Below are 25888 nucleotides of genomic sequence, written 5' to 3' on the forward strand. Positions count from 1 at the left end.
AGCCCATTGGGCGTTCAGCAGGTCGAGACGAAGAGGGGCTTCAAGATTGCTCAGCTGCACCATCGCACGATGGGAGCTGATGCTCGCAAGCGAGAGCGGATCGAAATCGCTCGGCCGCCAGCAGATGTGCGGAAAAGCGCGCGCCAGCGCGGCGGCATGCTGGCCGGTCCCACTGGCCAGCTCCAGAGCATGTCCGCCGACCGCGATCGGAGAGACAAGACCATCCATCGTCTCGACGATCGATGCTTGGTTGCGTTCGGCGGACGGCGAAAACATGCGTGCATCGCCCTCGTCGGCGGGCGACCAACTCCATGGTGGGGGGGAATTTGTGTTCATCGGATAAGCGATAGCATGACGTCCGCCCGTGGCCCAGACGGGTTAAGCCCATTTGGTTTGCCATGAAACCCTTCGCCGATCTCCTCGACGCACTCGTCCTGACGCCGTCGCGCAATGCCAAGCTGCGGTTGATCGTCGACTATATCGGGTCAACGCCGGACCCCGATCGCGGCTATGCCATCGCGGCGATCACGCGCGATCTCGACATCCCCTCCGTCAAGCCGGCGATGATCCGCGCGCTGGCCGCCGAACGCGTCGATCCGGTGCTGTTCGGCCATTCCTACGATTTCGTCGGCGATCTGGCCGAGACGGTAAGCCTGATCTGGCCCGTTTCCCCTCATGGCGAGCCTGTCGAAGCACGAGGGGAAACCGCAAGCGCGCCCCTTCGACAGGCTCAGGATGCGGGCCTGCGGGACGCAGCGGGTGAGGGGCAAACCGACCTCTCCCTCGCCGCCATCGTCAAAACATTGCAGAGCGCCTCCCGCGCGGACGGCCCCAAGCTGGTCGAACGCTGGCTCGACGCGCTCGATGCGCCCGGCCGCTACGCGCTTTTGAAGCTGATCACCGGCGGCATGCGCGTCGGCGTCTCATCGCGCCTCGTCAAGCAGGCATTGGCCGATTACGGCGGCAAGGACATCGCGACGATCGAAGAGCTCTGGCACGGCCTCCAAATCCCCTACACCGACCTGTTCGCCTGGCTCGACGGCACCGGCGACAAGCCCCAAGGCGCCATCGCGCCCTTCCGGCCGGTCATGCTGGCCAATCCGACCGATCTTGAAGACCTCGCCCGCCACGATCCGGCCGCCTATCTGGCCGAATGGAAATGGGACGGCATCCGCGTCCAGGCAACCTGCGAAGGCGGCGTGGCGCGCGTCTATTCGCGCACGGGCGACGACATTTCCCGCGCCTTCCCCGACCTGCTGGCCGCGATGGATTTCACGGGCGCCATCGACGGCGAACTGCTCGTCGGCCGCTTCGAGGACGGCGCGCTCCGCGCCGGCCCCTTTTCGGACCTTCAGCAGCGGCTCAACCGAAAGACCGTCCCGGCCAGGCAGCAGGCGACGTTCCCGGCCTTCCTGCGCGCCTACGATCTGTTGCAGGAAGGCGATGAGGATCTGCGGCCGCTGCCCTTCCAGGCACGCCGCGCGCGGCTCGAAACCTTCGTTGCGCGCCTGCCGGCCGACCGGTTCGATGTCTCCGCGCTCGTGCCGTTCAAGAGCTGGGACGAGGTGGCCGCGATGCGCAATGCGCCGCCCGAGCCGGTGATCGAGGGGCTGATGCTCAAGCGCGGTGATTCGGCCTATGTGCCCGGACGGCCGAAGGGCCCCTGGTTCAAGTTCAAGCGCGATCCTTACATCGTCGACGCCGTTCTGATGTATGCCCAGCGCGGCCATGGCAAGCGCTCGTCCTTTTATTCGGACTATACGTTCGGCGTCTGGACCGGCGAGGCCGACGATCCGGCGCTCGTGCCCGTCGGCAAGGCTTATTTCGGCTTCACCGACGACGAACTCAAAAAGCTCGACAAATATGTCCGCGACAACACGATCGAGCGCTTCGGCCCGGTACGCGCGGTGCGGGCCGAGCCGGACCATGGGCTGGTGCTTGAGGTGGCGTTCGAGGGACTGAACCGCTCGGCGCGGCACAAATCGGGCGTCGCCATGCGCTTTCCGCGCATCTCAAGGCTGAGATGGGACAAGCCGCCCCACGAGGCCGATCGGCTGGAGATGCTGGAGGCGCTTCTCGATCAGAGCGTGGCGGGCGCGAACTCGCTCGCCACATGATACAGCAGCGCATGGCGCCGCGCCAGCGCGTCGAGGTCGCGCGAATAGCCGCCGCCGATCACGCCGCAAACCGGAATGCCGCGCGCCCGGAAATGGCTGATCACCATGCGCTCGCGCTGCTCGATGCCCCGGTCGGTGAGCGCCAGCCGGCCGAGCCGGTCCTCGCCATGCACATCGACGCCCGCATTGTAGAAAACGATGTCCGGCGCCCGCACGCGGGCGCGCAATTCCTCCAGCACCAGCGCCAGCGTCTTCAGGTAGGCTGCGTCCTGCACCCCGTCCGGCAGGCCGAGGTCGAAATCCGATGCCGGCTTGCGCACGGGATAGTTTTTTTCGGCGTGCACCGAGGCAGTGAAGACGCGTGGTTCTTTGGCGAATATCTGCGCCGTTCCGTCTCCCTGGTGCACGTCGAGGTCGAGAACCAGCGCGTTCGCGATCTCCCCGCCCGCAAGCAACAGGGAAGCGGCGACCGCCACGTCGTTGAAGGTGCAAAAGCCCGCCCCTTGCGCGTGGCGCGCATGATGGCTGCCGCCGGCCGTGTTGCAGGCAATGCCGTGTTCGAGCGCGAGACGGGCGGCCAGCACGGTGCCCGCGGTCGCGCACTGGGCGCGCAGCGACGTCCGTTCGGTCACCTTGAAGCCGATCTCGCGCTCGATGCGCTCGGGAACGTCGAAGCCGTAGACCTGATCGACATAGGTCGCCTCATGGGCGCGCTTGACCCAGTCGCGCGGCGCCGGAGCGGGCACGATGAAGGTGCCGGGCGCGGCCAGCCCGTCCTCGATCAGCCTCTCGGCGAGGCGGCGATATTTGCCCATCGGGAAACGGTGTCCGGGGTCGAACAGCGCGTCATAGGCGGGATTGTGCAGGATCGGCAGCGTCATGGACGGGCAAGGTAAGCGCCCGGCCGCCCAATTCAAACCGCCGGCGATCGTATCGTCTGAACAATCGCCGGCTTGCCGGCCCGCGGACGATCGGGCAGGGCGGGGCCATGACCGCCCCCGACGCGCAGCCCCCGCCCGCAGGCTTCATCGTCACCCATCGCACGGTGCTGGCCATCGCCGCGCCGATGACGCTCGCCTATCTGACGACGCCGCTGCTCGGCATCGTCGACACGGCCGTCGTCGGCCAGTTCGGCGAGGCGGCGCTGATCGGCGGGCTCGCCATCGGCGCGATCGTCTTCGACATCGTTTTCGTCATCTTCAACTTCCTGCGCATGGGCACGACCGGCTTCGTCGCGCAGGCGGTCGGGCGGGGCGATGCCACCGAGCAGCAGGCCGTGTTCTGGCGCGCGATCCTGATCGCGCTGGCCGGCGGGCTGGCCCTTTTGCCGCTCGCCCCGCTGATCCGCGAGGCCGGCATCTGGGCGATGGCGCCGGGGGACGCGGTCGCCGAGGCGATGCGGACCTATGTGACGATCCGCTTCCTCGCCGCGCCCTTCACGCTGATCAACTATGCGATCCTGGGGCTTCTTCTGGGCCAGGCGCGCGCGGTGGCCGCCCTGATCGTGCAGTCGCTGATCAACGGCATCAACATCGTCCTGTCGATCGCGCTCGGCCTGTGGCTGGAATGGAACGTGGCGGGCGTCGCCTGGGCGACGGTCGCCGGCGAGGGCGTGGTCGCCATCGGCGCGCTCGTCTGGCTGTGGCGCGGCTTCGACCGGCGGCGGGCGCCCTCGCGCGGCCGCATCCTCGACCGGCCCGCCTTCCTCGCGCTGATCGTTCTGAACCGGGACATCATGATCCGGTCGTTCGCGCTTCTGGCCGCGTTCGCGCTGTTTGTGCGCATCGGCGGACAGTTCGGCGCGGTGACGCTCGCCGCCAACGCCATCCTGATGAACTTCTTCTTCATCGCCAGCTACTATCTGGACGGCTTCGCCGTCGCCGCCGAACAGCTTGTCGGCCGTGCCGTCGGCGGGCGCCAGCGGCGCCCCTTCCGGCGCGCCGTCGCGCTGACCGCGTTGTGGGGCTTCGTTCTGGCCGGGGTGACGGTGCCGATCGTTCTGGTGGCGGGCGGCTGGCTCATCGACGTCATGACCACGGCCGGCGATGTGCGGGCGCAGGCGCGCATCTTCCTCGCCTGGGCCGCGCTGACCGCCCTTTCCGGCGTCCTCGCCTTCCAGATGGACGGGGTCTATATCGGCGCGACCTGGTCGGCCGACATGCGCAACATGATGCTGGTGTCGCTCGCCGCCTTCGTCGCCTGCGGCTACGGGCTGACGCCCGCCTTCGGCAATCACGGCCTGTGGTTCGCGCTCAACCTGTTTCTCGGCCTGCGGGGGCTGACCCTGCTCGCCCTTCTGCCGTCCCGCGCCCGGCGCACCTTCGGCTGAGGCTGGAGCGTTTTCAGCGAAAGTGTATGCGGTTTCGCGGTTCGAAAACGCGACGAATCAAAGAGATAGAGCGCTTCCCGTGAACTCCGATTCACGGGAAGCGCTCTATCGCGGCGGCAAGGGACGCAACGCCCAATCGTCGACCGTCCGGTCGCGCAGGGCGCCGATCGCGGCGGCGCCACGGCGGTCGAGCGCCTCCGACAGGCCCGTGCGGATGCGTCGCGCGATCGCCGGCCCCCGATAGATCATGCCGGTATAGAGCTGCACCAGATCGGCGCCCGCCTCGATCTTGGCCAGCGCCGTCTCCGGCCCGTCGACGCCGCCGACGCCGATCAGCGCCAACGCCGGCCCGGCGCGCCGGCGCGTCTTGGCGAGCAGGATCGTCGAGCGTTCGAAAAGGGGCCTGCCGGACAGCCCGCCCGCCTCGCCCGGATCGACGCCAAGGCCGGCGCGCGACAGGGTCGTGTTGCCGACGATGATCCCGTCAATGGCCTTGTCCGTCACCTCGGCGACGATGCCGTCAAGTTCCGCCTCGGTGATGTCGGGGGCGATCTTGAGGAAAATCGGCACGCGGCGGCCCGTCTCCTCGGTCCGGCGCGCGCGCGCCTCGCCCACCCGTGCCAAGAGATCGCAAAGCCGGTCGCGCGCCTGAAGATCGCGCAGGCCCGGCGTGTTCGGCGAGGAGATGTTCACCGTGAAATAGGAGGCGAGCCGATAGAACCGGTCGATCCCGGCGACATAATCGGCCGCCTTGTCGTCCGTATCCTTGTTGGCGCCGATATTGACGCCGACGATGCCGGCGGGGCGCCGCGCTTCGAGCCTGCGCCAGGCCGCATCGTGGCCCTGATTGTTGAAGCCCAGCCGGTTGATGACGGCCTCGTCTCGGGGCAGGCGGAAGACGCGCGGCCCGGGATTGCCGGCTTGCGGCCGGGGCGTGACGGTGCCGACCTCGGTGAAGCCGAAGCCGAGCCGCAAAAGCGCGCCCGGCACCTCGGCATTCTTGTCGAAACCCGCCGCCACGCCGACCGGGTTGGGCAGGGCCAGGCCGGCGACCGTGACGGCAAGGCGCGGATCGGCATCGGCGGCGAAGGCGGGCAGCATTGCGGACTTCAGCGCCCCGAGCGCCAGCCCGTGGGCCGTTTCGGGACCGAGGCGAAACATCAGCCAGCGGCCGAGCCGCCCGGTAAGCGCCTCCGGCATCAGCCGCCCATGTCCGGGAACAGGTGCGCGCCGCCCGACCCGAGCGGCAGCGGCCGGACCCAGACGACATGGGCCAGATCGAGCGGGGCGTAAAGGTGCGGGAACAGCGCGCCGCCGCGCGATGTCTCATATCTGAGCGCCTCGCCGAGCGCTGTCGCGTCCACGGCGACCAGCAGCAGCCCGTCCCGGCCGGCAAAGTGCCTGGCCGCGGTCTCGGGCGCCTGTTCGGCGGTCGAAAAATGGATGTAGCCGTCCTCGACGTCGACCGGAGCGCCGGTAAAGACGCCCGCAGCCTCGGCATCGGCCCATTGCGCGCGCGTGGCGATCTTGTAGACCCGTTGCGTCATGGCGTCGGTTTAGACCGATGCGGTGGGCGGCGAAAGGGCGGGGCAAGGCATGGCGGAGCTTGTCCACCGGCCATCACATTTCCCGCGCATTATGGTGGCAGGCATCATCGAAAGCGGGCGTTGCCGGGGAGATCGATCATGAGACATGTTTTCAAGGCGGGTGGCCGCGTGGTGGGCGCCGGCCTCCTCGCCGCTGTGACGGCGGGCGGTCCCGCCACCGCCGAGCCGGGCCGTTACGTGATGGAGCCGGTCGAGGGTGGCTTCGTGCGCATGGACACGCGGACCGGCGAAATGTCGGTATGCGCGTTCGAGGGCGGGGATGTCGTCTGCCGGCGGGGCGCGGACGAGCGCGACGCCTTCTTGGAGGCGCTCGACCTGCTTGAGGCGCGCATCGGCGTCCTGGAGCGGCGCCTCAATGGCGGCGCGGGGGCGGCGATCGCCCGCCAGGGTCTGCCCGATCCGGAGGAATTCGAGCGCGGCCTTGGCTATATGGAACAGTTCATGCGCCGCTTCATGGGCGTTCTGGACGAGTTCGAGGGCACGCCGGACAGGACCTGACGGTTTCAGGCGGCGGCCGGCTCGGCCAGGACCCGCTCGATGATCGCCAGGACGGCCGCGCTGTCCGAAAGCGGCATGAGCGGATGGCCGGTCTCTCCCCGCCGCACCGCCGCCTGAACCGCCACCGCCTGGAAGTCGAGCCCGCGCGAGGGGCGGGGAAAGGCGATGCGCCTTCGGCCGGGAAGCGGCAGGCGCCGCGCCAGCCTTTCGCCGGGCGCGCGCGGGTCCGGGACGGCATCGCGCGGCGTGTCCCAAAGCGTCAGCGACGGGCCGGCGAGGAAATGGCGATCGATGCGCAGCGTGCCCGTTGCGCCATGGATGACGAAATCGTTGCGCCCCTCGCCCGCGCGGGTCCCGGCGAAACCGACCGACACCGCAACGGGCACGCCGCCGCACGTCAGCGTCAGTTCCGCTTCGATGTCGACGCCGGTCGGCGCGGCGATCCACCGCGCCTCTTCCAGCACCGGCGCACCAAGCAGGAAACCGGCGACCGAAAGCGGATAGACGCCCAGATCGCGCAGCGCGCCGCCCCCCTTGGCCGGGTCGAACAGGCGGTGGTCGGGTTCGAACGGCCGGTGGAAGACGAGGGTCGCCTCGGCGCGGCGCACCGGCCCGATCGCGCCCTCGCCGATCAGCACGCGCGCGCGCCGGAGGGCGGGCAGAAAGCGGGTCCACAGCGCCTCCATGGCGAAGACGCCTTGTTCCTGCGCCGCTTCGGCGATGCGTTTCGCCTCGGCCGCGTTCATCGCGACCGGCTTTTCGATCAGGACCGGCTTGCCGGCGGAGATGGCCTTGAGCGCCTGCGCGCAATGCAGCGGGTGCGGCGAGGCGATATAGACGGCATGGACGGCCGGATCGGCCAGGAACGCGTCGGCGTCGGCATGGGCGGCAGCAAAGCCGTGCGTGTCGGCGAAGGCGCGCGCGGTCCGGCTCGCGCGCGAGCAGACCGCCGCCCGCACCGCGCCGGGCACATGGGCGAGATCGGCGGCGAACCCGGCGGCGATCGCGCCGGTGCCCCAGACGCCCCAGCCAAAGCCGCGCGCGTTGCCGTCGGATGCGGGTTTGCGTGCCTTCATGGGGCGATTGTGCCGCCGACCCGTCAACATTTCGCCAACGCGCACGTGCACGGCGAAAAGCCCCGCGCGGCCGCTGGACAGCCCAAATTCGCGTGCTATAAACCGCCCGTTCTGAGCGGGGCGTGCGCGCCTTCATCGATCGCACGATTGCACGAACCCGTGCCCGGGTAGCTCAGGGGTAGAGCAGCGGACTGAAAATCCGCGTGTCGGTGGTTCAAATCCGCCCCCGGGCACCATTCTCCTTCCTCCTCACTGATCATAGATGAATAAACATCGTTGAAAAACAATGGTTTGTGATTTTGGCGCGGACCATAGCGGCGCATAGCCAACCTTTGAAGCGCGGGTAAATGTGGGTAACATCCGGGTTCATTACCCGCATGCCAGATTTTGTTACCCACAATGACCCTGTCTGATTTTGCCCTCCGCAAGGCCAAGCCGCGCCCCAAGCAATATCGCCTGAGTGACGGCGATGGGCTGCATCTCTTGGTACGACCAAACGGCTCCAAGCTGTGGCAGTTGCGTTACCGGTTTCGGCAGAAGGAGAACGTGCTGTCCTTTGGACGATACCCACACGTCTCGCTCGCGGATGGCGGATGCCGAAGGCGCGATAGGGCTGACGGCCGACTGTGTGGCCGAGGATCGTCAGGCGATTGTCCAGCGTCATACCGCATCTTTGTTAGGCGTCTGCCTCTGCGCCATCGACTCGGGCGTGCAACTGGGTCGATCGCCCGTAACCGATCCAGCTTTCTCCTGGACATCGATACGCGCCAGAAAGGCCTTCACCTCATCGCAATAGGCAGCCGTGACCAACGCTTCGATTTGGTCGCAGGTTAAGTCGGGGCCACTTCGAGAACTGGGTCGGGATGGGTCACCAAAGCCGACACCAACCGCATCACGTACCGGTTGGAGCCAATTTGATGGCTCAAACACTATGTTTTTCGCTTCGACGCGTCGGTTCGAGAGTGCCGATTCGACGAACTCACGCCGTTCGACCGGATCGATGGTTTGGTAGTAACTGGCAAGGTTTTTCACCAGTTCGAGAAATAGCCGCACTTGGTCGGGTGCGGACTGCATGTCGGCCATCTTTTGCGCCAGTTCTTCGATCCGGCGCTTCTCGATCAGCAAAGACTGCCGTTTGCGGTCTTAGGTGTGGTGGTCGATATGCTTGTCGATCAGCGCATCGGTCAGGTTCTCCAGACGCTGCTCGGTCTCTGCCAGATCGCGAGTAAGCGCCAACTCATCCTTTTGACCGCCGTGGCGTTTGTCCAGCCAGATCGTTACCTGTTCGGTGAGGTGGTCGATGGCCGCACGGCTCAGACACAAGCTGGTCAATGCCTTGATGATGCGCCCCTCGATGCGATCCTCGCGGACCGTCGTGGTCGGACAGGATCGCGTTTGACAGCGATAGTAGACGCGACCCTTCTGGCGTTCGGGGATCATGGAGCACCCGCAGCCGGCACATTGGAACAGCCCACGGAACATGTGGTTGTGCCGGGTGACCTTCTTGCCCGCCTTGCCCGCTTTGACGGCCTGCACGCGCTCAAACAGGGCAACCGGGATCAGCGGCTCGTGGATGCCCTCATAGGTCTTGCCCGTCGCCTTGATGCGGATGATGCCGCAATAGAAGGGATTGGACAGGATGGCCGCCACAACCGCCAGCAGACGCTCAATCGTCTGGCCGAACGATTGCTCGACACCTATCCCGACGACCATGCCGGCTGAGCGCCTGACGGTGCTGACGCTGGCGGCGCGGTGTAGTCGAGTGGGTTACGTTCTGTTCATCGACGGCGTGCCGCATGATTGGCATCTGTCCCACCGGGCAAGCAAGAGCGGCGCCATGGCCGCCGCGCGGCTCGATGCTTGGATGCGCCAATTCGATCCTTCTGTGGTGGTGCTTGAAGACTATCGCAGCGCCAACCGGAAATCGCGCAAGACCAGAGCCCTTCTCAAAGCGCTGCAACGCACCGCCCACCGGTCGCCGGCAATGGTGGTGCCGCTGCGCCGCGAACAGCACCATTGCAACAAGTTCGACGAGGCCCACGCGCTGGGCGAACGGTTTCCCGAACTGGCGGCCTGGGTGCCACGGCGACCGAAGCTCTGGGAGCGCGAACCGCGCAACCTGGTCTATTTCGAGGCGTTGGCTCTGGCGGTGCAATCCGGGTTCATTGCCAATGACCGGTAGACAGGTCTGCTTTTCGGAGCCGCTGTGGCCTGCCGAACATGCCGGAGTCTCGCGCGGCGGCGCACCTCCGGCCGGAGCGGTAGCGGAGGACGGCGTAAGCCGTTGCGCCGCCGCGCGGAACCGGCCAGGCAGGGCGACACGGCGGTTCCGATAGAGACCTTCCCCGACTGCTTTTTGGTGAGCTGGGCAATCCGACTTCACCGACATCGCTCCTTTCGCCGGGCGCGTCCGAGATCGGCTCGGGCGTGGCCAGCGAAAGGAGCAACACCATGTCAGAATCACCATCAACAGCCATCAGGGCCGAACGCATCCGCATCCTCAACGACACGTTCCGGCAAAGCGGCAGCGGCGGACGGATCATGATCACCGCCGGAGTCCAAGCACAGGGGCCGGAGTTTGTTGCTCAGGCAATCGCTGCGGTTGCGCGGTTCAATGCCTTCGATGAGGACAATGATCCCTATCATGAGCACGATTTCGGGGCGTTGGTGGTCGAGGGCGAGAAGCTGTTCTTCAAGACCGACGCGTATGACACCACCCTGACGGCCGGCTCACCCAATGCCGCCGATCCGGCGGTGACGGTCCGCGTCATGATGGTCATGCTCGCTAGCGAGTATTGACGACAACCCCATCCGGTCAAACCGGATGGGGTTTTCTAAGCCGCAATTCTCGGTCTGGCCGGCTGCCGCGTGACCAGGTTGAGTTTGAGGTTCGGAATGCCCCAGTGCTGCCGGTAGGCTTTGGAGTGGATCAGCGCCTCGTAGGCGGCACGTTTGCGGGCGATGGACGAATGGCGCGCCGATGACCGGCGTTCGGGCGTGGTGTTCTCACATTCCAGTGCCCAGAAGCGATACCGCTTTTCGCCATCGATCAGATACTCGATGCCATAGAGCGCGTCGGGAATGATGTGCGTATTCCAAGGCCGTTTCAGATCGGGCAGTTCCGGGCAGGGATGCAGCGTCACGGGCACTGCCAGCGGGTTGCGCGCCGATCGAGTGGTTCCGGGCGCGCGGGCCAGTATCTCTCCGACCGGTACGAAACGCTGCGCCGTCTCGCCCAATGTTGCCAATTCGATGGACAACAACGCGTCGATCACCATCGCCCTATGGTCGAACTGAACGATCTGGCCGGCACGCGCTCGGCGGGAGAACGTGACCGCGCGATGCGGCACGACATAGCGATGTTCAAGCAGCCGCAACCCGGCGGCCGACAGTTCATAGGTCATTGGACGGCTATGCACATCAAACCCCCGCCACTGCGCCGCCGGTCGGTTGATCAGCCCCGTCTCGTGGAACAGGTCGCCAAGGCGTTCGATGAAACGCTTGTGAGACTGCGGCTCAAGCACGGCGATCAGTTGCGGTGCTGACAGATAGCGATACCGATACAGCCAGCGCAGAACCTCGATGTCGCGGCCGGTGAGCACCAGACGCTTGCCGGTTGGCGTGCGTTGGAACCGCGAGCGGCGACCCAGGCGATCCAATGGCATGTGCCCCTCCGTTTTGAAGGAAGCTGGCCATCGGGATTCAAGGCGTCAACGGGCGGTATGTTCCGTGCGATGATGCTATGTCAGTGCAGGTTGCCTGATGGGTAACGGATAAATTCCGGGTCCCATTCCAGCCTGGAGACGGTTGCGCCCGGAAACGGTGCCCGCCCCTCGCCGCGGTCGGCGGGCATGATACTATTCCGCCAAGAGTACCAAACTCGAAAAAGCCCTTGAATACGCCAAATCACTGCCCGTCAATGAACAGGATGAAATCGTCCAGTGGACTATGGATGTGGTGGAGCAGCGACCCACCGTGTCGCTGTTGCCGGAGGCGCAAGGGGCTTGCGATCCCCCTTTACGCCGCGCGCCGGCGGCTTGGGTCCGCGCCCAATGTCGAGTGGAGCCGGGCGATCGCGTTCAGCGCCCGCCGAGACCGGATTGCAGCACACCGCGAACGAACCATTTCTGTGCGATGAAGAAGAAGACGATCGTCGGCAGCGTCGCCATGGTCGCCGCGGCCATCAGCAGGTGCCATGCCGTGCCCGCCTGGCCGGTGAAACGGCCCAGACCAACGGCGATCACCGTCGTTGCGTCGGAGTTGGAGACGATTAGCGGCCAGAGGAAATTGTTCCAGTGAAACAAAAGCGTGAACATGGCCAGGGTGGCCAGGGCCGGCCCTGACAGCGGCAGGATTATCCGCCAGAAGATACCCCAGCGGCTGCACCCGTCGATATGGGCGGCATCGTCAAGCTCGCGCGGTATGGTCAGAAAGCTCTGGCGCAGCAGGAATGTGCCGAAAGCGGTGAAGACCTGCGGCATGACGATCCCCGCATAGGTGTCGATCCAGCCCAGTTCCTTGATCAGGATGAACTGCGGTATCAGCGTCACCTGGGGCGGGATCATGAACGTCGCAAGGAACAGGAAGAAGACGAAATCTCGCCCGGGAAACCGCAGGCGCGCGAAAGCATAGGCCATCATGGCCGAAAAGAACACGTGCAACACCGTCACGCCGCCGGCCACGACGACGGTGTTAAGCAGATACCGCGCAAACGGTGCGATCCGCAACGCGTCGGTGAAATTCGCCCACTGCCATTCATCGGGGAGCGTGTAGTCGAGGCCGGCGATCTCGGCGGGCGTCTTGAAAGCGGTCAGGATCATCAGCGCGATCGGCACCATGGTGATGAAGACCGCGATCACCAGCGCTGCATACAGCAGCCCGTTGATCGCGATCTCGCGCGAGCGCTGCATGGCCATCGGGCTGTCGATGCGCGCCGGCGGCTCCATCGCATCGACCCTACTCATAATGCACCCATCGGCGTTGAAGTACGAACTGGACGAGGGAAAACAGCAAGATCAACACGAACAGCACGAAGGCGACGGCCGAGGCGTACCCCATCCGGAAGCTCTGAAACCCCATCTGGTACACATACATCACGAGCGTCGTGGTCGAGGTGCCGGGGCCGCCGCCTGTCATCAGATAGGCCTGATCGAACACCTGGAACGAGCCGATGATGGATATGACGACCACGAAGAACATGATCGGCGACAGCATCGGAAGCGTGACGAAGCGGAACTTGTGCCAGGCATTGGCGCCGTCGATTTCGGCGGCCTCGTAAAGATGGCCCGGTATGGTCTGCAACCCGGCGATGAACAGGAACATGTTGTAGCCGAACGCCTTCCAGACACTGAGAATGATCAGTGCCGGCATCGCCCATGTCTCGCTTGTCAGCCAGTTGGGCCCGTCGATGCCGACCAGTGCCAGCGTCGCGTTCATGAGACCGACATCGGGCATGTAGATGAAGCGAAAGACCGCCGCCACGCCCGCCATGACCATCACATAGGGCAACAGAAGCAGCGATCTGAGAAAGATGAAGCCGCGCAGCGCCTGGTCGACCAAGATCGCGAGCGCCAGCCCGATTACCACCGAGAAGAACACCGTGGCGAAGGTGAAATATATGGTGTTGATGAACGCGGCCAAGAATACCTCGTCGCCCGGAAGGCGCGCAAAGTTCCGCAGGCCGACGAACCGTGGAGGACTCAGCAGGTTGTACTCGTAGAACGCGAGCACGAACGCTGCGACCGTCGGCAATCCGATGAAGATCGCCCAGCCCAGCAGGCCCGGTGCGAGAAACAGCCAAGCGGAAAATGCCTCTTCGTTCCGCATCGTGGCGGCTGCGAGGCGCGTTTGCAGTCTGTTGATCATCGGCCGCGTCGAATGCGAGGCATTCCTCCTTTCCCGTCCTAGTGTGGTGGACTTGACGTTCCGATCATTGTTTCAATGAAATCGTCACAGGAACTTCAAATCCGAAAACCACACTGGATACAATAATTCACCTCGTGTCCTTATCGAATTTGAAGTTCACACTGAGCCTGCTGCAAATCCAAAGAACTTCGGATTAGAGACGACACTAGCGAAAGTTCGCCTTCATGGATCGTATGTTGCGGGCATTGGCGTTATCGCCGCTCACATCGGGAAGCGTCGTCACCGGGTGAGGCTGGGCGAAGCCGTAAATGCCGGCGTCCTCACGCGCCAGCGCAGCGAATATCTGCGCCGCATCGTGCTGCTTGATGGTCTGATCCATGGCGTTGTCCCAGCCGCAGACGCACTGAATGAGCGTTGTATGATCGCCCTTGATCCTGCGCCCCGTCTCCAGCGCTTCGAGCGAAGGGTGCTCGTTCATCAGCCAGTCCGCCTCTCGGGTCACACCAGTGTCCTGTGCCTGGTAGTGCGATGTGTTGCTGCAAACCAGCCAGATGATGGTTTCCGGATCGATCGCCTTGGCGGTCTCGCGCAGGCGGGTCCATGCGCGGCGCACCTGCCGAATCTGGTATTGCCTGGTCGCTTCGGCGTCGGGCAGCGAAGCGGTCGGGAACGCTTCCTCCATGACCTGCTCGTAGATTTCGCGCTCGACGGGCAGCCATCCGGTCGGCTCCACACCCCACATGAAATCGACCATGAAGCCCTGCATCGGGTTGCGCGCCATGAATTCCTCGACAATGGCGGCCAGGTAGTCGTTGTAACGATCCGAATAGGGCATGTGCCACGAGGTCGGGCATGTCTTGTCGTGAGAGAGGTCGGGATGCGCCCAGCGCCAGTGTTCGTTGGCCCCGGGCGAAAAATAGCCCATGACACGGAAGTCCTGCTTATTGGCCATCTCGGCCAGCTTGGTGAAGAAAGGCCCCTCCATCCCCGGTGTTCGCGGCGCGATGTCGCTGTCATACCAGGCGTACCCATTATGCGACACGCAAAAACTCTGGATCGTGTTGACGCCGAGTTCGCGGTACCATTCGAGATGGCGGGCGGGATCGGCCTGCGCGTAGAGGCCAGGCGAGGCGAAGCGGCGCGTCCAATCCCAGTTGAAGTCTATGCAGAAAGCCCTGATCTGATCATCGGCCATCGGCTTTTTCTCCTTTTGCAGTTGGTCAATTGCGGACCGGCGCGCAACGGAGCATTGCGAGGCGCGCCGGCGCCTTGCGTGGATGATGAATCACTCGGCCAGGATGCGTTCGATGCCCGCCGCGAGCCTGTTGGCCACGGTTTCGGGGTCGACCGATCCCGTGAAGCCCGGGCCCAGTTCCCGTTGCGTCAGGTTCCAGATGCGGGGCCAGTGCACGGTGCGCCTCATCGGACGGGTCCGCGCATCGCCGTCGCCGAGCAGGAGCGCGGGGATCAGTTCGGCATTGTCGGGCGCGATCTCGCTGCCGGCCCAGCTTTCAAGCGCCGAGGCGCGCGCGGGAAACTCGCGGCCGGTCCTGCCGATCAGTTCGAGCGCCTCGCGACTGGTCAGCGCCGTGACGACCCGCCAGGCAGCTTCGCGATGCTCCGTGGTTGCCGAGGGCGCAAAGCCTGAAACGCCCGACCAGGTGATGCTGCCGGCCCGGCCGGCAGGCAGGGGCGCGATGTCCCAGTCGGCATCGCCGCGCGCGCGCAAGATGCCCATCATCCAGGTGCCATCAGCCATGAGTGCCACCTGACCGTTGGCGAACTGATCGACCCCTGCCGGGCTGGCCAAATCAACGACCGGTGCGGCCGCCCCGCCCTCCTGGAACGGATCAAGGATCACGCCCATTGCCTCGATGCCCGCCTCGGTGTCGATGTCGCTGCCGCTGCCGTCCGCGTTCAGATAATCGGCGCCATTGGACAAAAGGAACGGCAGCACCGACATCAGACTTGCGTCCGTGGTAAAGCCGTAGACCCCTGCCTCGGGATCGTTGAGCCGTTCGATGAGAGCGTTGAATTCGTCAAATGTCATCGGCTCGGATGGATGCGGATAGTCGACACCCGCCGCATCGAATATGTCCCGATTGTAGTAGAGCAGGTAGGGCGCGATGCCGTAGGGCAGCCCGTATATCCGGCCGTCCGCGGACAGGCCGTCGATGGCGGCGGGATAGAAATCTCCAAAGTCGATTTCAGGCGACGCGTCGATCAAAGGGGAGATGTCCAGCAGCAGGTCGTTATGCGCGTAGTTGACGAAGTGCAGGTGGTGCAGTGACACAATGTCCGGTGCCGTTCCGGTCGCAAACTGCGTGGTCAGCTTGTCCCAATACGGGCCCCATGGAGAGGTTTCGAGCCGAATGTCGATGTCGGGGTGCATTTCCTCGACCATCTCGACCAGTCGTATCCAGACTTCAGCGTCTTTGGGATCTGCTGCCCACACGCCCCAGCGCAACTCGACCGCCGATGCGGGCGCGGCAATGACCGACGCCGCAAGGGCGGCCAGCGCCGCCATGTTTCGCTTGGTTACTGAAGACCTTTGTCGTGGCATGGCATTCTCCTCCCTCCGTGCCCGGGTGCCGGGCATTGCGGTGGCCGCATCATCCTTGATCGCCACCGATGCGGACCTTAATCATCCTACATATGCTGTCAATATCACCTTCTTGATTCTGATTTGGCGACGAATATTCTCCTTTCATTGATCAAACATCCTACCTATAGGTTTGCATCGGCGAAATATGGGAGTGACAGAATCGTGGCATCGCTCAAGCTGGAAGGGATCGAGAAGCACTTCGGCGCGCACAGGGTCCTGAAGGGTATTTCGCTGGACGTTCCCGATGGAGCGTTCGTCAGCCTTGTCGGTCCGTCGGGATGCGGCAAGTCGACACTTCTGCGCATTATCGCCGGCCTGGAACGGTGTTCGGCAGGGCGCATTCACATCGGCAGCCGCCTCGTCAACCACCTGCCGTCCAAGAAGCGCGACATCGCCATGGTCTTTCAGAACTACGCGCTTTATCCGCACATGACCGTGCGCGAGAACATCACGTTCGCGCTCCGCCTGGCAAAGACGCCTGTTCGCGAGGTCGAACGCAAGCTGCACGATGCGGCGGCCATATTGAACCTGGAGCAGTTGCTGGATCGCCATCCACGCCAGTTGTCCGGCGGACAGCGCCAAAGGGTCGCGATGGGACGGGCCATCGTGCGCGATCCGGACGTGTTCTTGTTCGATGAGCCGCTGTCCAACCTCGATGCGAAACTTCGCGTCAGCATGCGCGGGGAACTGAAGGCGCTTCACCAAGAGCTTGGATCGACGATGATCTACGTCACCCACGACCAGATTGAGGCGATGACGATGTCCGACCTGGTGGTCGTGATGAATGCCGGGGAAATCGTGCAGACCGGCGCGCCGCTTTCCCTTTACGATGCGCCAGCGGACATATTCGTTGCCGGGTTCATCGGCTCGCCTGCCATGAACCTGTTCAACGGGCAGGTCGACCGCGACGCGCCGGATCGCTTCGTCACCGAAGCGGGCAATGCGCTGCCGGTGGGCCCGGGTTTCGAGCCGTTGGCCGGCCGGCCCGCCGTCTATGGTATTCGCCCCGAACACATCGCGCTGTCTTCGGACAACGGGCTGGACGCGACGGCGGAGTTGATTGAGCCGACCGGAGCCGAGACCTTCGTGCGCCTCAACGCGCGCGGCGAGATCCTGTCCGGCCTGTTCCGGGATCGGATATCGGATGATCCGGGACGGACGTTGAGGATCGGGATTGACGGGATGAAGGCGCACATGTTCGACCGGGCCAGCGGGCAACGATTGAGTCCCGCTGCCATGCGCGCATAGGTGAGTTGCGATACTGTGAGGCTGACGGAGATGGCAGTACACCCCGACAAGGCGGACGGACGCGGCGCGATCAACGGCAAGGTCGATATGGCCTTCTCGGGGATCAAGGCGATGATTCAATCGGGCCGTATCGGCCCTGGGGAAAAACTGCCCAGGGAAGCCGAGCTTTCCGCCGAACTCGGCGTGTCGCGCAATTCACTCAGAGAGGCCGTGCGGGCCATGCAAGTCATGCAAATCCTGGAAGCCCGGCAGGGGGACGGAACCTATGTCTCCGACCTCAAGCCAGCCAATCTGATGGATGTGCTGTCGATCGCTCTGGAAGTCTCCGACGTCCAGACCATCGTCTGGTATCTGAAAATCCGCTGCACGCTTGAAGTCGAAGCGGTTCGCAACGCGGCGGCGCGCCGGTCCGAAACCCAGTTGCGCCGCCTGTCGGATATTGACGCGCAGATACGGAGCGAAGACGGTGACGAAAGGATCATGCAACTGGACAGCCAGTTCCACGACTGCATCGCCGAGATCGACGGCAACCCCGTTCAGGCCGCCTTTCTGCGCGTGGTCTCCGCTCCGACGGTGCGGGCGCGCGTGTGGCGTCTGAAGATGGGAGGCGAAGGGCTGGATCGTCTGCGCGAGGAGCATCGGGACATCCTGAATGCCATCCGCAGCCGGGATGTCGACCGCGCCGCCCATTGCATGTGGTTGCATGTCGACGGCGTGGTGCGCTGGGTTGGCGACCATCACGACGCATTCTCCAGCCGATGAGCGCATTGGCGAGGCGGGCTTACCCGACTTGGCCGCCAGCCGCCGAAGCGTTCCTTCGGGGGGTACCGCTATTGCCGATGCGGTCACATGCCCATCGCCACGTGAAGCCCGACGAACTCGCCTGCATCTGCGATCCTGCGGACCGCCGAACCGTTCCATACATCAAGGCATCGGTTCCGATCGCCAGAGAACGGCGGTCCTGTCCGGCCGCATCCCGTATTGCGATGGGCTTCCGGCGAATGTGTAATGACGACGGTCGGCCGCCGGCGCAGAAGGAACTGGTCACGCCGGAAGAACTCCTGGAGATGGTGTCGCCTTTCTTTTTCGGCCTGTGCGACGTGCGTGATCGCGCGATGCTGCTTCTGGGCTATGCGGCGGGGCTGAACACCGAAAACCACATGATCGTTCAATGGATGGCGAAGCGCTCGCGGACTTGAACGATGTTCTGGATCACACGAAGCAGGACAGCCCTCAGCCAGCCGTCGCCATCGCCGCTCGGGTCGAAACAACCGTGGGGTACACCGTCCTCTTTCCGTTCGCCGCTCGCTACCAGTCCGACCACGATGTCTATGATCGCTGTGTGCCCAAAACCCGTCTGGTGATGATCTATCGCGTCAGTGACGATGCCATCACCGTGATTGGCGTGCTTCATACGTCACGGTCTCCGGATTAAAACCGATGGGTTGGCAGACACTTTCCATGCGAAGCGCACACAGTGTTTGAAGCGCAGCGTGGCCTGTCCGTTCAGCGTGGCGGATGGGTCTCACTCCCACCGCATCGGCTCGCCGGTATCTGGTTCGTCATCGTTTGGCGGCTCGGAGGGTTCTCCGGTGGCTTCGGCTTCCTCTGCCTTCGGTGGCTCGGCCCCACCCTCAGCGTCTTCGTTGGCGTTTTCCTCGGCTGTGTCTCCACCGATCTCCGAGTAATGCACGGCATAGGCGGCGCGCATGGCGTCGCGCTGGGCTAGGCTTTCTTCTTCGGTCAATCGCGGCCGGGCTTCCATCTGGCCGGGTTCGACACCGATCGAGACGGCGGATTTGGTCGTGCCGCGCACCATGGCGGCGAAGGACAGCTTGTCCTTCGCTTCGATGAAGCCGGCATCGGTGCGCAGGTCACCGGCGAGTGAGCGGGCATCCTTGGCCGAGACACCGCCGGCGAACTTGATGGCGGTGTTGGCGGCGATGGCTTCGTAGAGCTTGCTGTCGAGCTGGCCGAGGAACTGGTGGGCGAGAATGAGGCCGATGTTGTATTTGCGGGCCTGGCTGAGGATCACGCCGATGGTGCGGTCGAAATAGTCGTTGGCCTCGTCGACATAGACGAAGGTGGGTAGGCGCTCGCTCTTCGGCAGCACGGCCCGTTCCTGCGCGGCCTGGGCGATCATGGCGATGAAGAAGCGACCAAAGATCTCGGTTCCGTTCTCCTTCAACAGGTCCTTGGCCGTGTTGATTAGGATGACCTTGCCGTAATTCATCTCGGCAAACGGATCGAGCTTGCTCTTGGGATGGCTGAACATTCGCTCGAAGGTCTGGTTTTCGAGGATGCCGTAGAGGCGGCGCAGCACCTGGCGGCGGGTGGAGACGAATTCGCGCGTCTCGAACTCGGTCTCGAAGAAGGCGCGCGCCGATCCGGTCAGTTGATCGAGATGCTGGCGGTATTGGTCAAGACCGCCATCTTCGAACAGTTCCCGGAAGGTATGGATGGTGGCGTTCGGGATATGGAGCAGGAGCCGCGTGATGTACCGGAAGATGATGGTCTGCTTCTGCGTCATGCCGGCATCGAGCAATGAGCCGAGGACGAAGTCATAGAGTTCAAGGACACCATTGATCAGCCGCTCGCGATCGAGCGGCGCGTATTGGTCGATCCGTTCGAGGCCGAAGTCGAACAGGTTGAGCGCGACGGGCCATTCCACATCGGTCGGATCGATCAGCACCAGCCGATCGGCCAAGGGGCCGTCCGGCCCAAACACATCCAGACCGGCGATGGTGTTGATCAGATCGCTCTGGCTGTCGATGACGACGATGGAGGCGTCTCCGGCTGCCACCGCGTCGAGATCATGCAAGATGAAGTGCTGCAAGGTCTGCGTCTTGCCGTGGCCGGAACCGGCGACGATGTGCTGGTGCTCGAACCTAGTTGCCTGCGGAATGACGATCGGCACGCGGACGTCGAACAGGCCGGTCAGTGGCGTGCCGCCAAGATAGGTGTCGATCAGCTGACGCGGCGGCATGGCCGACGCCTTGCTCGGAAACTTGGTCGCCTTCTCCAGCGCACGCGGGTCTTCGGGCGTGCCGCCCGAGGCCAGGATCAGATTGTACCTCAGGCGCGCCCGCAGCGCGTCGATCGTGTCGGTGTTTTCCAGTTCCGGCGCGAAAGGCCATTGCACCATGTCCTCGACGATTGCCGGCAGGTCATCGACGATCTCGGCCAGTTGCGTCTCGAACCGGATGTCGCCGCCTTCTGCGTCAAACTCGGTCAGGAGCGCCGGCACGCGTTCAACGATCGGCCCCAGCATCGCCGCGAACAGGTTGGCGATCGTGCCCATGGTCTCATCGAACGCGGACAGAATGCGCGCGGTGCGCTTCAGTCGGTCCTCGCTCTCCCACAGTTCCGAGCGAGCCGGCACGGCGTCGGCTACTGGCTCAGACGGTAGGTCGAACCAGCGCTCGGTGATGATCAGGTTGTGCAGGCAATCGGCCAGGGCGGCGAACAACGGCAGCCCTCGCACCTGATCCTCATCGTCATGGAACCGGCGGAGCACATTGGCGGCGATGGTCTCGGCCAGAAACCGCTGACCGTGATCGGTATCGAGCTTCAGTTCCTTGCATTGCGCCGCCACCCGATCGGCCAGTGCGGCCACCTGCCGCGCTTCGCGTGAAAGGCCAAGGCGGGTGATCGACTGCTTGAGACCACGCGTGAGCGCCAGTCGCGTGCCCCAGCCCCGATAGATCGGATCAAAGGCCACCGCTGGCCCGCAGCACCGCCTGCTTAGCGTCTTCCTTCTTCAGCGGTTCGATGGCGATGCGCTCGCGGTCGTCCCAATGCTTGGCGCTTTCGAGGACCTGGCGGAGATACGCGCAGACGCGTTCCAGATAGGCTTCCTTCTGGATCAGTTCGACGATGCTGTCGCAATAGAAGGTGCGGCCGCCTTCGGTCAGATGCGCGACGATGATCTGTTCGCGGAGCGCCCGGAAATAGACCACCGTCATCACCAAGACGACGAGGATGGAGAGCGAGACGGCGGTGGTGAAGGTGGCCAGGAACCAGACGACCGCGAAGGTAACGAGGCCAAGCAAAAGGGCCGGCCGGAACGCCTGTCTGATGTCGTCGATCGGATCGCTGACGACCAGCGGCACCTTGGCGAACCGGTACTGGCTGACCAGTTGCCGTTCCTCATCATCCAGTTCCAATTCGGCATGCAACTGGAACATCACCCCACTGCCGATACGCAGGGGCACCAGGGAAAACAGTGCTCCCGACTTCTGATCGCGCTTGAACAACAGGTTCATGATGGCCCTCCCAATCCAAACATTGAAACCGATTGATCAGAAGCAATCAATCCGCTTGGCTAGCTCTGATTATCGGCAGTCTTCGGGCCTGGTTGGGTGTCAGTATGTTCCGTGCTGGCGCGAAGTGTCATGCACGCGGCCGGGATAGGCTTGGGGATACGGTATCCCCCGGCCCATCCCCAAGTGGTGACAGCACCTGAGGCGGTGTCATCTGCCGCGTCCGGCTGGCCGTACCGCCCGGCTGAAACAAAATGTGAAGGGTGCGCATAGCGACGGCTGGCCGCTCACGCCGGACCGTTGCGGTGCATGGCGCTCGTTTACCGGTCACTGATTGTATGAAAGTTGAACAGTCCTCACCAACGAGGATTGCACGATGATCACTCTACACAACGACTGCGCGCTCGATCGCTTGACGCAACTGCCAGCGGCCAGCATCGATCTGGTGTTGACCGATCCCCCTTATGGCGACAATCAGCGCTACGGGAGGCAGCAGCAAACTATTCATGGTGATGAGAACCCTCTCGTGGCGCTGTCTGCTCTGGTCGAACTGTTTCGGTTGCTCAAGTCGGATTGCACGTGCTTCTGCTTCAGCAGCGCCCGCCAGTTGCCATTCATGGAGAGCTTTGTGCGGCGGTACACACGCTTCACCATTCGGGACGTGCTGGTATGGGACAAAAAAAGAATTGGCTTCGGTCAGGCATTTCGCAAGCGCTATGAACTCATCCTGGTTTTGGAGAAAGGCCGACCGCAGTATCGTGGGCGCGGCGTTGGTAACCTGCTTGCAAGCACTCGGCCTGGCCGGCCGGAGCATCCCCACCAGAAGCCAATCGACCTGCTGCAAACTCTGATCGATCACGCCAGCGATCCGGCCGACACTGTGCTAGACCCGTTCATGGGCTCAGGTAGCACCGGACTGGCCGCACTGGCAGCCCAGCGCCACTTCATCGGCATCGAACTCGACCAGACATATTTTGAGTTGGCCAAACGGCGGCTGGCAGCGGTGACGTGAGGGTGACCTTGGGTCGCTTCCTCACCACATCCTGGCCGCGATGGCCCGTTCTTCCGGCCCGGTGGCGTTGCCGTAGACGGCGGTCATGGAGATGTGGGCGTGACCCATCCATTTCTGGAGCAGGTTGAGCGGCACGCCCGCGTGGAGGGCGTGGACGCCAAAACCGTGGCGCAGTCCCTTGGCGGTGGCCTGCGGGCCGCTGATGTCGGCGGAGCGCATCACCTGTTTGACCTGCCGCCAGCCGGTGCTGCGGCAGATCGGCCAGAGCAGCGCGTCGTCGCAAGCGGTGGCGAGGTCATGGGCGGCGACCAACCGGTCGGTCAGTTCGCGGGGCACCGGCACCTCGCGCACGACCGCGCGGCGGCGTCGCTTCAGGGTCACGATGGCCAGCGTCGCCGTGGCCGGATCGATGGATCGGGCGGTTAGCGCGAGCGCCTCGGAGAGGCGGCAGCCGGTATGGGCGAGGACCAGGCACAGCGTGCCGGTGGTGGCCGCAGCCCGCTCGGCCGCGACCAGGAAACGCGCCCGCTCGGCTTCGTTGACGTAGAGACGGCCTCCGGCGGCGGCATGGAGCTGCATCGTCTGGTCTTGGATAAACATACAAAAGGGCGGAACGGGCGGCGAAACTGTGACCGCAATGCAACACTATTGCCCATAGTGTTGCAGCGCCGTCCCGCAACAGGGAGCGCGCCTTCAATGCTGCAACATTCCGTCCGACCGAACCGGTTACTCCATTCCCGACTGTCCGCTTGCACGGGTCTGGCGCTCTTAGCGTCGGTTGCCGCCGCTGCCGCCCAAACCGTTGACGACGCCACCTCGTTTGACTGGTCCGGTGTCTTTGTCGGTGTGACCGCTGGCATTGGCGTCATGTCGGTCAGCGGAACCGACACCGGTCGGGGTGCGGGGCCATGGATCGAAACCGGTGCCACCCAAAGCGATGAAGCGGCCGGGGTGCTTGGTGGCGCACGCCTTGCCTATAACTGGGTCCATGAAGACATCGTGTTCGGCGTCGAAGCCGACCTGTCCGCCGCGAGCCTCCACCTGCGCCAGGAAGCATCCGAGGTGGTCGCCGAAACCGACATCGATTGGCTCGGTACGGTACGGGGTCGGGTCGGCGCGACGCTCGATCAAGCACCTGCCCCGACGCTGATCTACGCCACTGGCGGATTGGCGGTGGCGGGGATCGAACATACCGCCGGTGACACCGAAACGACGTTCAGTGACGGACTGTTCGGCCCGAACACGGCCAGTGGCACCCGCGCCGGGTATACCATCGGGGCCGGGTTGGAGACGGCCGTCTCGGAGCGAGCGGCGTTCGGCATTGAGTATCTGTTCATGGATTTCGGTACCGATACCGTGAACGGTGTCTGCGTGGTGTGCACCGGGTCACCGGATGATCCGATCTTCTTTGACTTCGATACCAAGCTCCACACCATCCGCGCCCATCTGACCTGGAAGATCGGGGGCTGACAATCATGACGATCCGCCCCGTATTGGTTGGCGTCTTGACGCTGGCGCTCTTTGGTTCGGTCGGCTCGGCCGCCGCCGAACGGCGCGAACCGGGGGTGTGCGTCGTCACCGCCGAGACATCGGTGCGCTTCAAGTCCGCCACCGTCAAGTGCGCCAAGTCGAGCAGCCCGGGCCGCTTCGTCATCCGCAGCACCGTCAAGGAACGCGATGACCCGGAAACCTATCGGGAACGGCTGCGCCTCGCCGGTCAGCGCTTCCGGTGCGATCTGGTGCGACAGGGGCAACGTGAGCGCGGCGGCTACATCATCACCAGGTACAAGCCCGAGAACTGTCGGCGCTGACCGGTGGGGAGGACGAGATGCGCCGATTGATCATGCTGACCGCCATGGCCGCCACCTACCGCGCCGACGGCCGCTACGTCACGACCGACAGCGGGTATGTCCTGGTGAACGCCGAGGGATCGCGTTTCCCCGGCTGGGTTCGGTAATGGGGCGGTGTCGACGGCCGCGACCGGTACATCGCTGGTGCCGGCCCGGCGCGGTTGCCTTGCCGCTGGCCCTCTTGACCACAAGCGCCGCCGCCGAAACGCCGGTGGAGCACGCTGTCCTTATGGTCGGTGAGACGGTTCCAGACCGCAGCCGGTTTGTCGGTGTCAGCGCGGACGAAACCCGTACCCCGATCCCCGCCGCGGACATTCGTGTCTACCGTGATCAAGACGGCCTGTTGTACCTGTTCGACCTCGACCGGCCCCTGGATCGCGTGTGTATCGCCAGGACCTGCGGCGTGTTCACGCCGGTGCCGGAACGGAACGGCCGGTTTGCGCTGTTTCCGGCCAACTATCAGCGATCAGAGGACGGAAGGAACCAGCCTGCCCCGCGCGCATCATCACCAATCGCGCCATGAAGAACTGACGGCACCAACAGGGGGACACACCATGAACCGACCGCTTTCGAGCCTGCTTGCCACCGCCATGATGGCCGTGGCCGTTGCTGCCTGCACCACCACGGAGACGACCGAGACCGCCGAACCGGCTTCCGCTGGTACCACCGAGGTCGCCGGCATCGACGTCGACACCGACATGGCCCATCGCTGCGACGGCAGCGGCACGCAATGGCCCGCCAAATACGTTGCCACCGCTGACGGCTTCACCTTCGAGATGCTGGCCCGCAACGGCTTCTGGCCACGCACCAGCGCCCGATTGACGGCAGGATCGCTGACACCTGGACCGTGGGAGGCAACCAGTTCAGCCTGACCGTGGTGGATTGACGACCATCGCGGTCAGTTGGCGGCATGATACAATGCCGGTATGAGAAAGCTGGACATCAGGTTGACCGAGGGAGAGTTCGAAAATCCGCTGAAGCGCCCACTGTCACGGGCTGAGGATGTGGCTACCATCTTCAACTCGATCAAAGACCGAGCCAGCGAGACTTTGCTGGTGGTCTATCTGCTGGACGATCTGACCGGCGTCTATGACGTCCACTCCACCGGCTGCGCCACCATGACGACGCTGAGCACTCAAGACCTGTTTGGCCGGGCCTATGCCTTGCGTGCGCGTTACCTGATCCTCATCCACAATCACCCGAAGGGCGATCCGACGCCGAGTGCCGAGGACCGGCGTGCGCTCATGGCAATAGAAGCCTACGCTGCTCCCCTGGAAACCCTGGACGTGCTCGATTTCATCATCGTCGGCTCAAAGGGATACTGGAGTGCATTCGACGAAGCCGGTGGCGGGGATTATGCTGCTGGGGCGGTTGGGGATCTTGCGTTTGCGATCCGATAGCCCGAGTGGGGCACGGCGC

General features: G+C 64.1%; 31 protein-coding genes, 1 tRNA gene and 1 pseudogene. 18 read left to right on the top strand and 15 right to left on the bottom strand.

Annotated elements, in window-relative coordinates:
* A partial coding sequence (locus AC5E6L_RS01560; RefSeq protein WP_491770786.1) for a DUF938 domain-containing protein occupies nucleotides 1-276 on the bottom strand: 276 nt, incomplete at its 3' end.
* A 122-nt stretch (nucleotides 277-398) separates the two neighbouring features.
* Between AC5E6L_RS01560 and AC5E6L_RS01565 the strand changes: the two genes are divergently transcribed.
* Nucleotides 399-2117 carry a cisplatin damage response ATP-dependent DNA ligase gene (locus tag AC5E6L_RS01565; RefSeq protein WP_491230334.1) on the top strand — a complete coding sequence of 573 codons (1719 nt, stop codon included), beginning with the start codon at nucleotides 399-401 and terminating at the stop codon, nucleotides 2115-2117.
* Here AC5E6L_RS01565 and AC5E6L_RS01570 read toward each other — a convergent pair.
* The gene (locus AC5E6L_RS01570; protein WP_491770788.1) at nucleotides 2081-2998 is read right to left on the bottom strand and encodes a histone deacetylase family protein; all 918 of its coding nucleotides are present in this window, start codon (nucleotides 2996-2998) and stop codon (nucleotides 2081-2083) included. The genes AC5E6L_RS01565 and AC5E6L_RS01570 overlap by 37 nt on opposite strands.
* Before the next feature lie 107 nt (nucleotides 2999-3105).
* Here AC5E6L_RS01570 and AC5E6L_RS01575 point away from each other — a divergent pair, with 107 nt between their 5' ends.
* Nucleotides 3106-4446 carry an MATE family efflux transporter gene (locus AC5E6L_RS01575; RefSeq protein ID WP_491770790.1) on the top strand — a complete coding sequence of 447 codons (1341 nt, stop codon included), beginning with the start codon at nucleotides 3106-3108 and terminating at the stop codon, nucleotides 4444-4446.
* A 105-nt stretch (nucleotides 4447-4551) separates the two neighbouring features.
* Here AC5E6L_RS01575 and AC5E6L_RS01580 read toward each other — a convergent pair whose 3' ends face one another.
* Both AC5E6L_RS01580 and AC5E6L_RS01585 read right to left on the bottom strand, forming a co-directional pair.
* Nucleotides 4552-5646: a quinone-dependent dihydroorotate dehydrogenase gene (locus AC5E6L_RS01580; RefSeq protein WP_491770792.1), complete on the bottom strand. Its 1095-nt coding sequence runs from the start codon at nucleotides 5644-5646 to the stop codon at nucleotides 4552-4554.
* Nucleotides 5646-5993: a DUF952 domain-containing protein gene (locus AC5E6L_RS01585; protein WP_491770794.1), complete on the bottom strand. Its 348-nt coding sequence runs from the start codon at nucleotides 5991-5993 to the stop codon at nucleotides 5646-5648. Before AC5E6L_RS01585 ends, AC5E6L_RS01580 begins: the two co-directional genes overlap by 1 nt.
* A gap of 138 nt (nucleotides 5994-6131) precedes the next feature.
* On the opposite strand from AC5E6L_RS01585, the gene AC5E6L_RS01590 reads away from it, so the two are divergent.
* Nucleotides 6132-6551: a hypothetical protein gene (locus tag AC5E6L_RS01590; protein WP_491230590.1), complete on the top strand. Its 420-nt coding sequence runs from the start codon at nucleotides 6132-6134 to the stop codon at nucleotides 6549-6551.
* A 5-nt stretch (nucleotides 6552-6556) separates the two neighbouring features.
* Here the strand turns inward: AC5E6L_RS01590 and AC5E6L_RS01595 are convergent, their stop codons facing one another.
* Entirely contained in the window at nucleotides 6557-7627 is a 1071-nt protein-coding gene (locus AC5E6L_RS01595; protein WP_491770796.1) for a Gfo/Idh/MocA family protein, read from the bottom strand.
* Nucleotides 7628-7788: 161 nt separating this feature from the next.
* On the opposite strand from AC5E6L_RS01595, the gene AC5E6L_RS01600 reads away from it, so the two are divergent.
* Nucleotides 7789-7863: transfer RNA gene (locus tag AC5E6L_RS01600), tRNA-Phe, on the top strand.
* A gap of 163 nt (nucleotides 7864-8026) precedes the next feature.
* A pseudogene (locus tag AC5E6L_RS01605) lies at nucleotides 8027-8206 on the top strand (Arm DNA-binding domain-containing protein); the annotation flags it as partial.
* A gap of 81 nt (nucleotides 8207-8287) precedes the next feature.
* Here AC5E6L_RS01605 and AC5E6L_RS01610 read toward each other — a convergent pair.
* On the bottom strand, nucleotides 8288-8752 hold the full coding sequence (locus AC5E6L_RS01610; RefSeq protein WP_491770856.1) for a hypothetical protein: 465 nt from the start codon (nucleotides 8750-8752) through the stop codon (nucleotides 8288-8290).
* Between the two features lie 18 nt (nucleotides 8753-8770).
* Complete coding sequence (locus tag AC5E6L_RS01615) at nucleotides 8771-9340, bottom strand: recombinase zinc beta ribbon domain-containing protein (RefSeq protein WP_491770798.1); 570 nt, start codon at nucleotides 9338-9340, stop codon at nucleotides 8771-8773.
* Here AC5E6L_RS01615 and AC5E6L_RS01620 point away from each other — a divergent pair.
* A complete protein-coding gene (locus AC5E6L_RS01620; protein WP_491770800.1) occupies nucleotides 9339-9809 on the top strand; it encodes a hypothetical protein in 471 nt (156 codons plus the stop codon). The two genes, AC5E6L_RS01615 and AC5E6L_RS01620, sit on opposite strands and share 2 nt — an antisense overlap.
* A 269-nt stretch (nucleotides 9810-10078) precedes the next feature.
* Nucleotides 10079-10426, top strand: coding sequence for a DUF3768 domain-containing protein (locus tag AC5E6L_RS01625; protein WP_491770802.1), 348 nt, complete (start codon nucleotides 10079-10081; stop codon nucleotides 10424-10426).
* Between the two features lie 35 nt (nucleotides 10427-10461).
* Here the strand turns inward: AC5E6L_RS01625 and AC5E6L_RS01630 are convergent, their stop codons facing one another.
* From AC5E6L_RS01630 to AC5E6L_RS01650, 5 genes are all read right to left on the bottom strand, one after another.
* A complete protein-coding gene (locus AC5E6L_RS01630) occupies nucleotides 10462-11292 on the bottom strand; it encodes a replication-relaxation family protein (RefSeq protein WP_491770804.1) in 831 nt (276 codons plus the stop codon).
* A gap of 414 nt (nucleotides 11293-11706) precedes the next feature.
* Nucleotides 11707-12591 (bottom strand): carbohydrate ABC transporter permease, encoded by an 885-nt coding sequence (locus AC5E6L_RS01635; RefSeq protein ID WP_491770806.1) that lies wholly within the window; start codon nucleotides 12589-12591, stop codon nucleotides 11707-11709.
* The gene (locus AC5E6L_RS01640) at nucleotides 12584-13492 is read right to left on the bottom strand and encodes a carbohydrate ABC transporter permease (protein WP_491770808.1); all 909 of its coding nucleotides are present in this window, start codon (nucleotides 13490-13492) and stop codon (nucleotides 12584-12586) included. Before AC5E6L_RS01640 ends, AC5E6L_RS01635 begins: the two co-directional genes overlap by 8 nt.
* Nucleotides 13493-13697: 205 nt before the next feature.
* Nucleotides 13698-14687 carry an alpha-amylase family protein gene (locus AC5E6L_RS01645; RefSeq protein WP_491770810.1) on the bottom strand — a complete coding sequence of 330 codons (990 nt, stop codon included), beginning with the start codon at nucleotides 14685-14687 and terminating at the stop codon, nucleotides 13698-13700.
* 90 nt (nucleotides 14688-14777) lie between these two features.
* Nucleotides 14778-16019 (bottom strand): ABC transporter substrate-binding protein, encoded by a 1242-nt coding sequence (locus tag AC5E6L_RS01650; protein WP_491770812.1) that lies wholly within the window; start codon nucleotides 16017-16019, stop codon nucleotides 14778-14780.
* Nucleotides 16020-16259: 240 nt separating this feature from the next.
* Here AC5E6L_RS01650 and AC5E6L_RS01655 point away from each other — a divergent pair, with 240 nt between their 5' ends.
* The 4 genes from AC5E6L_RS01655 (at nucleotide 16260) to AC5E6L_RS01670 (ending at nucleotide 18780) form a co-directional block, all read left to right on the top strand.
* The gene (locus AC5E6L_RS01655) at nucleotides 16260-17345 is read left to right on the top strand and encodes an ABC transporter ATP-binding protein (RefSeq protein WP_491770854.1); all 1086 of its coding nucleotides are present in this window, start codon (nucleotides 16260-16262) and stop codon (nucleotides 17343-17345) included.
* Nucleotides 17346-17360: 15 nt separating this feature from the next.
* Nucleotides 17361-18107 carry a FadR/GntR family transcriptional regulator gene (locus AC5E6L_RS01660; RefSeq protein WP_491770814.1) on the top strand — a complete coding sequence of 249 codons (747 nt, stop codon included), beginning with the start codon at nucleotides 17361-17363 and terminating at the stop codon, nucleotides 18105-18107.
* A gap of 101 nt (nucleotides 18108-18208) precedes the next feature.
* Nucleotides 18209-18544, top strand: coding sequence for a hypothetical protein (locus AC5E6L_RS01665; RefSeq protein ID WP_491770816.1), 336 nt, complete (start codon nucleotides 18209-18211; stop codon nucleotides 18542-18544).
* Nucleotides 18517-18780, top strand: a complete 264-nt coding sequence (locus AC5E6L_RS01670; protein WP_491770818.1) for a type II toxin-antitoxin system RelE/ParE family toxin — start codon at nucleotides 18517-18519, stop codon at nucleotides 18778-18780. Before AC5E6L_RS01665 ends, AC5E6L_RS01670 begins: the two co-directional genes overlap by 28 nt.
* A 90-nt stretch (nucleotides 18781-18870) precedes the next feature.
* Here AC5E6L_RS01670 and AC5E6L_RS01675 read toward each other — a convergent pair whose 3' ends face one another.
* Both AC5E6L_RS01675 and AC5E6L_RS01680 read right to left on the bottom strand, forming a co-directional pair.
* Nucleotides 18871-21066: a type IV secretory system conjugative DNA transfer family protein gene (locus tag AC5E6L_RS01675; protein ID WP_491770820.1), complete on the bottom strand. Its 2196-nt coding sequence runs from the start codon at nucleotides 21064-21066 to the stop codon at nucleotides 18871-18873.
* The gene (locus AC5E6L_RS01680; protein WP_491770822.1) at nucleotides 21056-21610 is read right to left on the bottom strand and encodes a hypothetical protein; all 555 of its coding nucleotides are present in this window, start codon (nucleotides 21608-21610) and stop codon (nucleotides 21056-21058) included. The genes AC5E6L_RS01675 and AC5E6L_RS01680 overlap by 11 nt, the downstream gene beginning before the upstream one ends.
* Nucleotides 21611-21983: 373 nt before the next feature.
* On the opposite strand from AC5E6L_RS01680, the gene AC5E6L_RS01685 reads away from it, so the two are divergent.
* Nucleotides 21984-22619, top strand: a complete 636-nt coding sequence (locus AC5E6L_RS01685; protein WP_491770824.1) for a DNA-methyltransferase — start codon at nucleotides 21984-21986, stop codon at nucleotides 22617-22619.
* A gap of 21 nt (nucleotides 22620-22640) precedes the next feature.
* Here AC5E6L_RS01685 and AC5E6L_RS01690 read toward each other — a convergent pair whose 3' ends face one another.
* Nucleotides 22641-23198 carry a tyrosine-type recombinase/integrase gene (locus tag AC5E6L_RS01690; protein ID WP_491770826.1) on the bottom strand — a complete coding sequence of 186 codons (558 nt, stop codon included), beginning with the start codon at nucleotides 23196-23198 and terminating at the stop codon, nucleotides 22641-22643.
* 117 nt (nucleotides 23199-23315) lie between these two features.
* On the opposite strand from AC5E6L_RS01690, the gene AC5E6L_RS01695 reads away from it, so the two are divergent.
* Genes AC5E6L_RS01695 through AC5E6L_RS01720 form a run of 6 tightly spaced genes read left to right on the top strand, consistent with a single transcriptional unit; the run spans nucleotide 23316 to nucleotide 25869 of the window.
* A complete protein-coding gene (locus tag AC5E6L_RS01695; protein WP_491770828.1) occupies nucleotides 23316-24089 on the top strand; it encodes an outer membrane protein in 774 nt (257 codons plus the stop codon).
* Nucleotides 24090-24094: 5 nt separating this feature from the next.
* Entirely contained in the window at nucleotides 24095-24430 is a 336-nt protein-coding gene (locus tag AC5E6L_RS01700) for a hypothetical protein (protein ID WP_491770830.1), read from the top strand.
* A 17-nt stretch (nucleotides 24431-24447) separates the two neighbouring features.
* Nucleotides 24448-24576: a hypothetical protein gene (locus AC5E6L_RS01705; RefSeq protein ID WP_491770832.1), complete on the top strand. Its 129-nt coding sequence runs from the start codon at nucleotides 24448-24450 to the stop codon at nucleotides 24574-24576.
* 59 nt (nucleotides 24577-24635) lie between these two features.
* A complete protein-coding gene (locus AC5E6L_RS01710; RefSeq protein WP_491770834.1) occupies nucleotides 24636-24992 on the top strand; it encodes a hypothetical protein in 357 nt (118 codons plus the stop codon).
* A 31-nt stretch (nucleotides 24993-25023) separates the two neighbouring features.
* Nucleotides 25024-25341, top strand: a complete 318-nt coding sequence (locus AC5E6L_RS01715) for a hypothetical protein (protein WP_491770836.1) — start codon at nucleotides 25024-25026, stop codon at nucleotides 25339-25341.
* Nucleotides 25342-25395: 54 nt separating this feature from the next.
* On the top strand, nucleotides 25396-25869 hold the full coding sequence (locus AC5E6L_RS01720; protein WP_491770838.1) for a JAB domain-containing protein: 474 nt from the start codon (nucleotides 25396-25398) through the stop codon (nucleotides 25867-25869).
* Nucleotides 25870-25888: the final 19 nt, after the last annotated feature.

Source organism: Roseitalea sp. (assembly GCF_984466335.1).

What these genes read in the sequence shown, in the direction of transcription:
- AC5E6L_RS01575 (WP_491770790.1), top strand. Translation starts at nt 3,106, where the DNA reads ATGACCGCCCCCGACGCGCAGCCCCCGCCCGCAGGCTTCATCGTCACC.
- AC5E6L_RS01650 (WP_491770812.1), bottom strand. Translation starts at nt 16,019, where the DNA reads ATGGCGGCGCTGGCCGCCCTTGCGGCGTCGGTCATTGCCGCGCCCGCA.
- AC5E6L_RS01670 (WP_491770818.1), top strand. Translation starts at nt 18,517, where the DNA reads ATGGATGGCGAAGCGCTCGCGGACTTGAACGATGTTCTGGATCACACG.
- AC5E6L_RS01590 (WP_491230590.1), top strand. Translation starts at nt 6,132, where the DNA reads ATGAGACATGTTTTCAAGGCGGGTGGCCGCGTGGTGGGCGCCGGCCTC.
- AC5E6L_RS01585 (WP_491770794.1), bottom strand. Translation starts at nt 5,993, where the DNA reads ATGACGCAACGGGTCTACAAGATCGCCACGCGCGCGCAATGGGCCGAT.
- AC5E6L_RS01630 (WP_491770804.1), bottom strand. Translation starts at nt 11,292, where the DNA reads ATGCCATTGGATCGCCTGGGTCGCCGCTCGCGGTTCCAACGCACGCCA.
- AC5E6L_RS01700 (WP_491770830.1), top strand. Translation starts at nt 24,095, where the DNA reads ATGACGATCCGCCCCGTATTGGTTGGCGTCTTGACGCTGGCGCTCTTT.
- AC5E6L_RS01615 (WP_491770798.1), bottom strand. Translation starts at nt 9,340, where the DNA reads ATGGTCGTCGGGATAGGTGTCGAGCAATCGTTCGGCCAGACGATTGAG.
- AC5E6L_RS01595 (WP_491770796.1), bottom strand. Translation starts at nt 7,627, where the DNA reads ATGAAGGCACGCAAACCCGCATCCGACGGCAACGCGCGCGGCTTTGGC.
- AC5E6L_RS01685 (WP_491770824.1), top strand. Translation starts at nt 21,984, where the DNA reads ATGATCACTCTACACAACGACTGCGCGCTCGATCGCTTGACGCAACTG.
- AC5E6L_RS01715 (WP_491770836.1), top strand. Translation starts at nt 25,024, where the DNA reads ATGAACCGACCGCTTTCGAGCCTGCTTGCCACCGCCATGATGGCCGTG.
- AC5E6L_RS01570 (WP_491770788.1), bottom strand. Translation starts at nt 2,998, where the DNA reads ATGACGCTGCCGATCCTGCACAATCCCGCCTATGACGCGCTGTTCGAC.
- AC5E6L_RS01705 (WP_491770832.1), top strand. Translation starts at nt 24,448, where the DNA reads ATGCGCCGATTGATCATGCTGACCGCCATGGCCGCCACCTACCGCGCC.
- AC5E6L_RS01720 (WP_491770838.1), top strand. Translation starts at nt 25,396, where the DNA reads ATGAGAAAGCTGGACATCAGGTTGACCGAGGGAGAGTTCGAAAATCCG.
- AC5E6L_RS01625 (WP_491770802.1), top strand. Translation starts at nt 10,079, where the DNA reads ATGTCAGAATCACCATCAACAGCCATCAGGGCCGAACGCATCCGCATC.
- AC5E6L_RS01690 (WP_491770826.1), bottom strand. Translation starts at nt 23,198, where the DNA reads ATGCAGCTCCATGCCGCCGCCGGAGGCCGTCTCTACGTCAACGAAGCC.
- AC5E6L_RS01645 (WP_491770810.1), bottom strand. Translation starts at nt 14,687, where the DNA reads ATGGCCGATGATCAGATCAGGGCTTTCTGCATAGACTTCAACTGGGAT.
- AC5E6L_RS01680 (WP_491770822.1), bottom strand. Translation starts at nt 21,610, where the DNA reads ATGAACCTGTTGTTCAAGCGCGATCAGAAGTCGGGAGCACTGTTTTCC.
- AC5E6L_RS01580 (WP_491770792.1), bottom strand. Translation starts at nt 5,646, where the DNA reads ATGCCGGAGGCGCTTACCGGGCGGCTCGGCCGCTGGCTGATGTTTCGC.
- AC5E6L_RS01635 (WP_491770806.1), bottom strand. Translation starts at nt 12,591, where the DNA reads ATGAGTAGGGTCGATGCGATGGAGCCGCCGGCGCGCATCGACAGCCCG.
- AC5E6L_RS01695 (WP_491770828.1), top strand. Translation starts at nt 23,316, where the DNA reads ATGCTGCAACATTCCGTCCGACCGAACCGGTTACTCCATTCCCGACTG.
- AC5E6L_RS01565 (WP_491230334.1), top strand. Translation starts at nt 399, where the DNA reads ATGAAACCCTTCGCCGATCTCCTCGACGCACTCGTCCTGACGCCGTCG.
- AC5E6L_RS01620 (WP_491770800.1), top strand. Translation starts at nt 9,339, where the DNA reads ATGCCGGCTGAGCGCCTGACGGTGCTGACGCTGGCGGCGCGGTGTAGT.
- AC5E6L_RS01640 (WP_491770808.1), bottom strand. Translation starts at nt 13,492, where the DNA reads ATGATCAACAGACTGCAAACGCGCCTCGCAGCCGCCACGATGCGGAAC.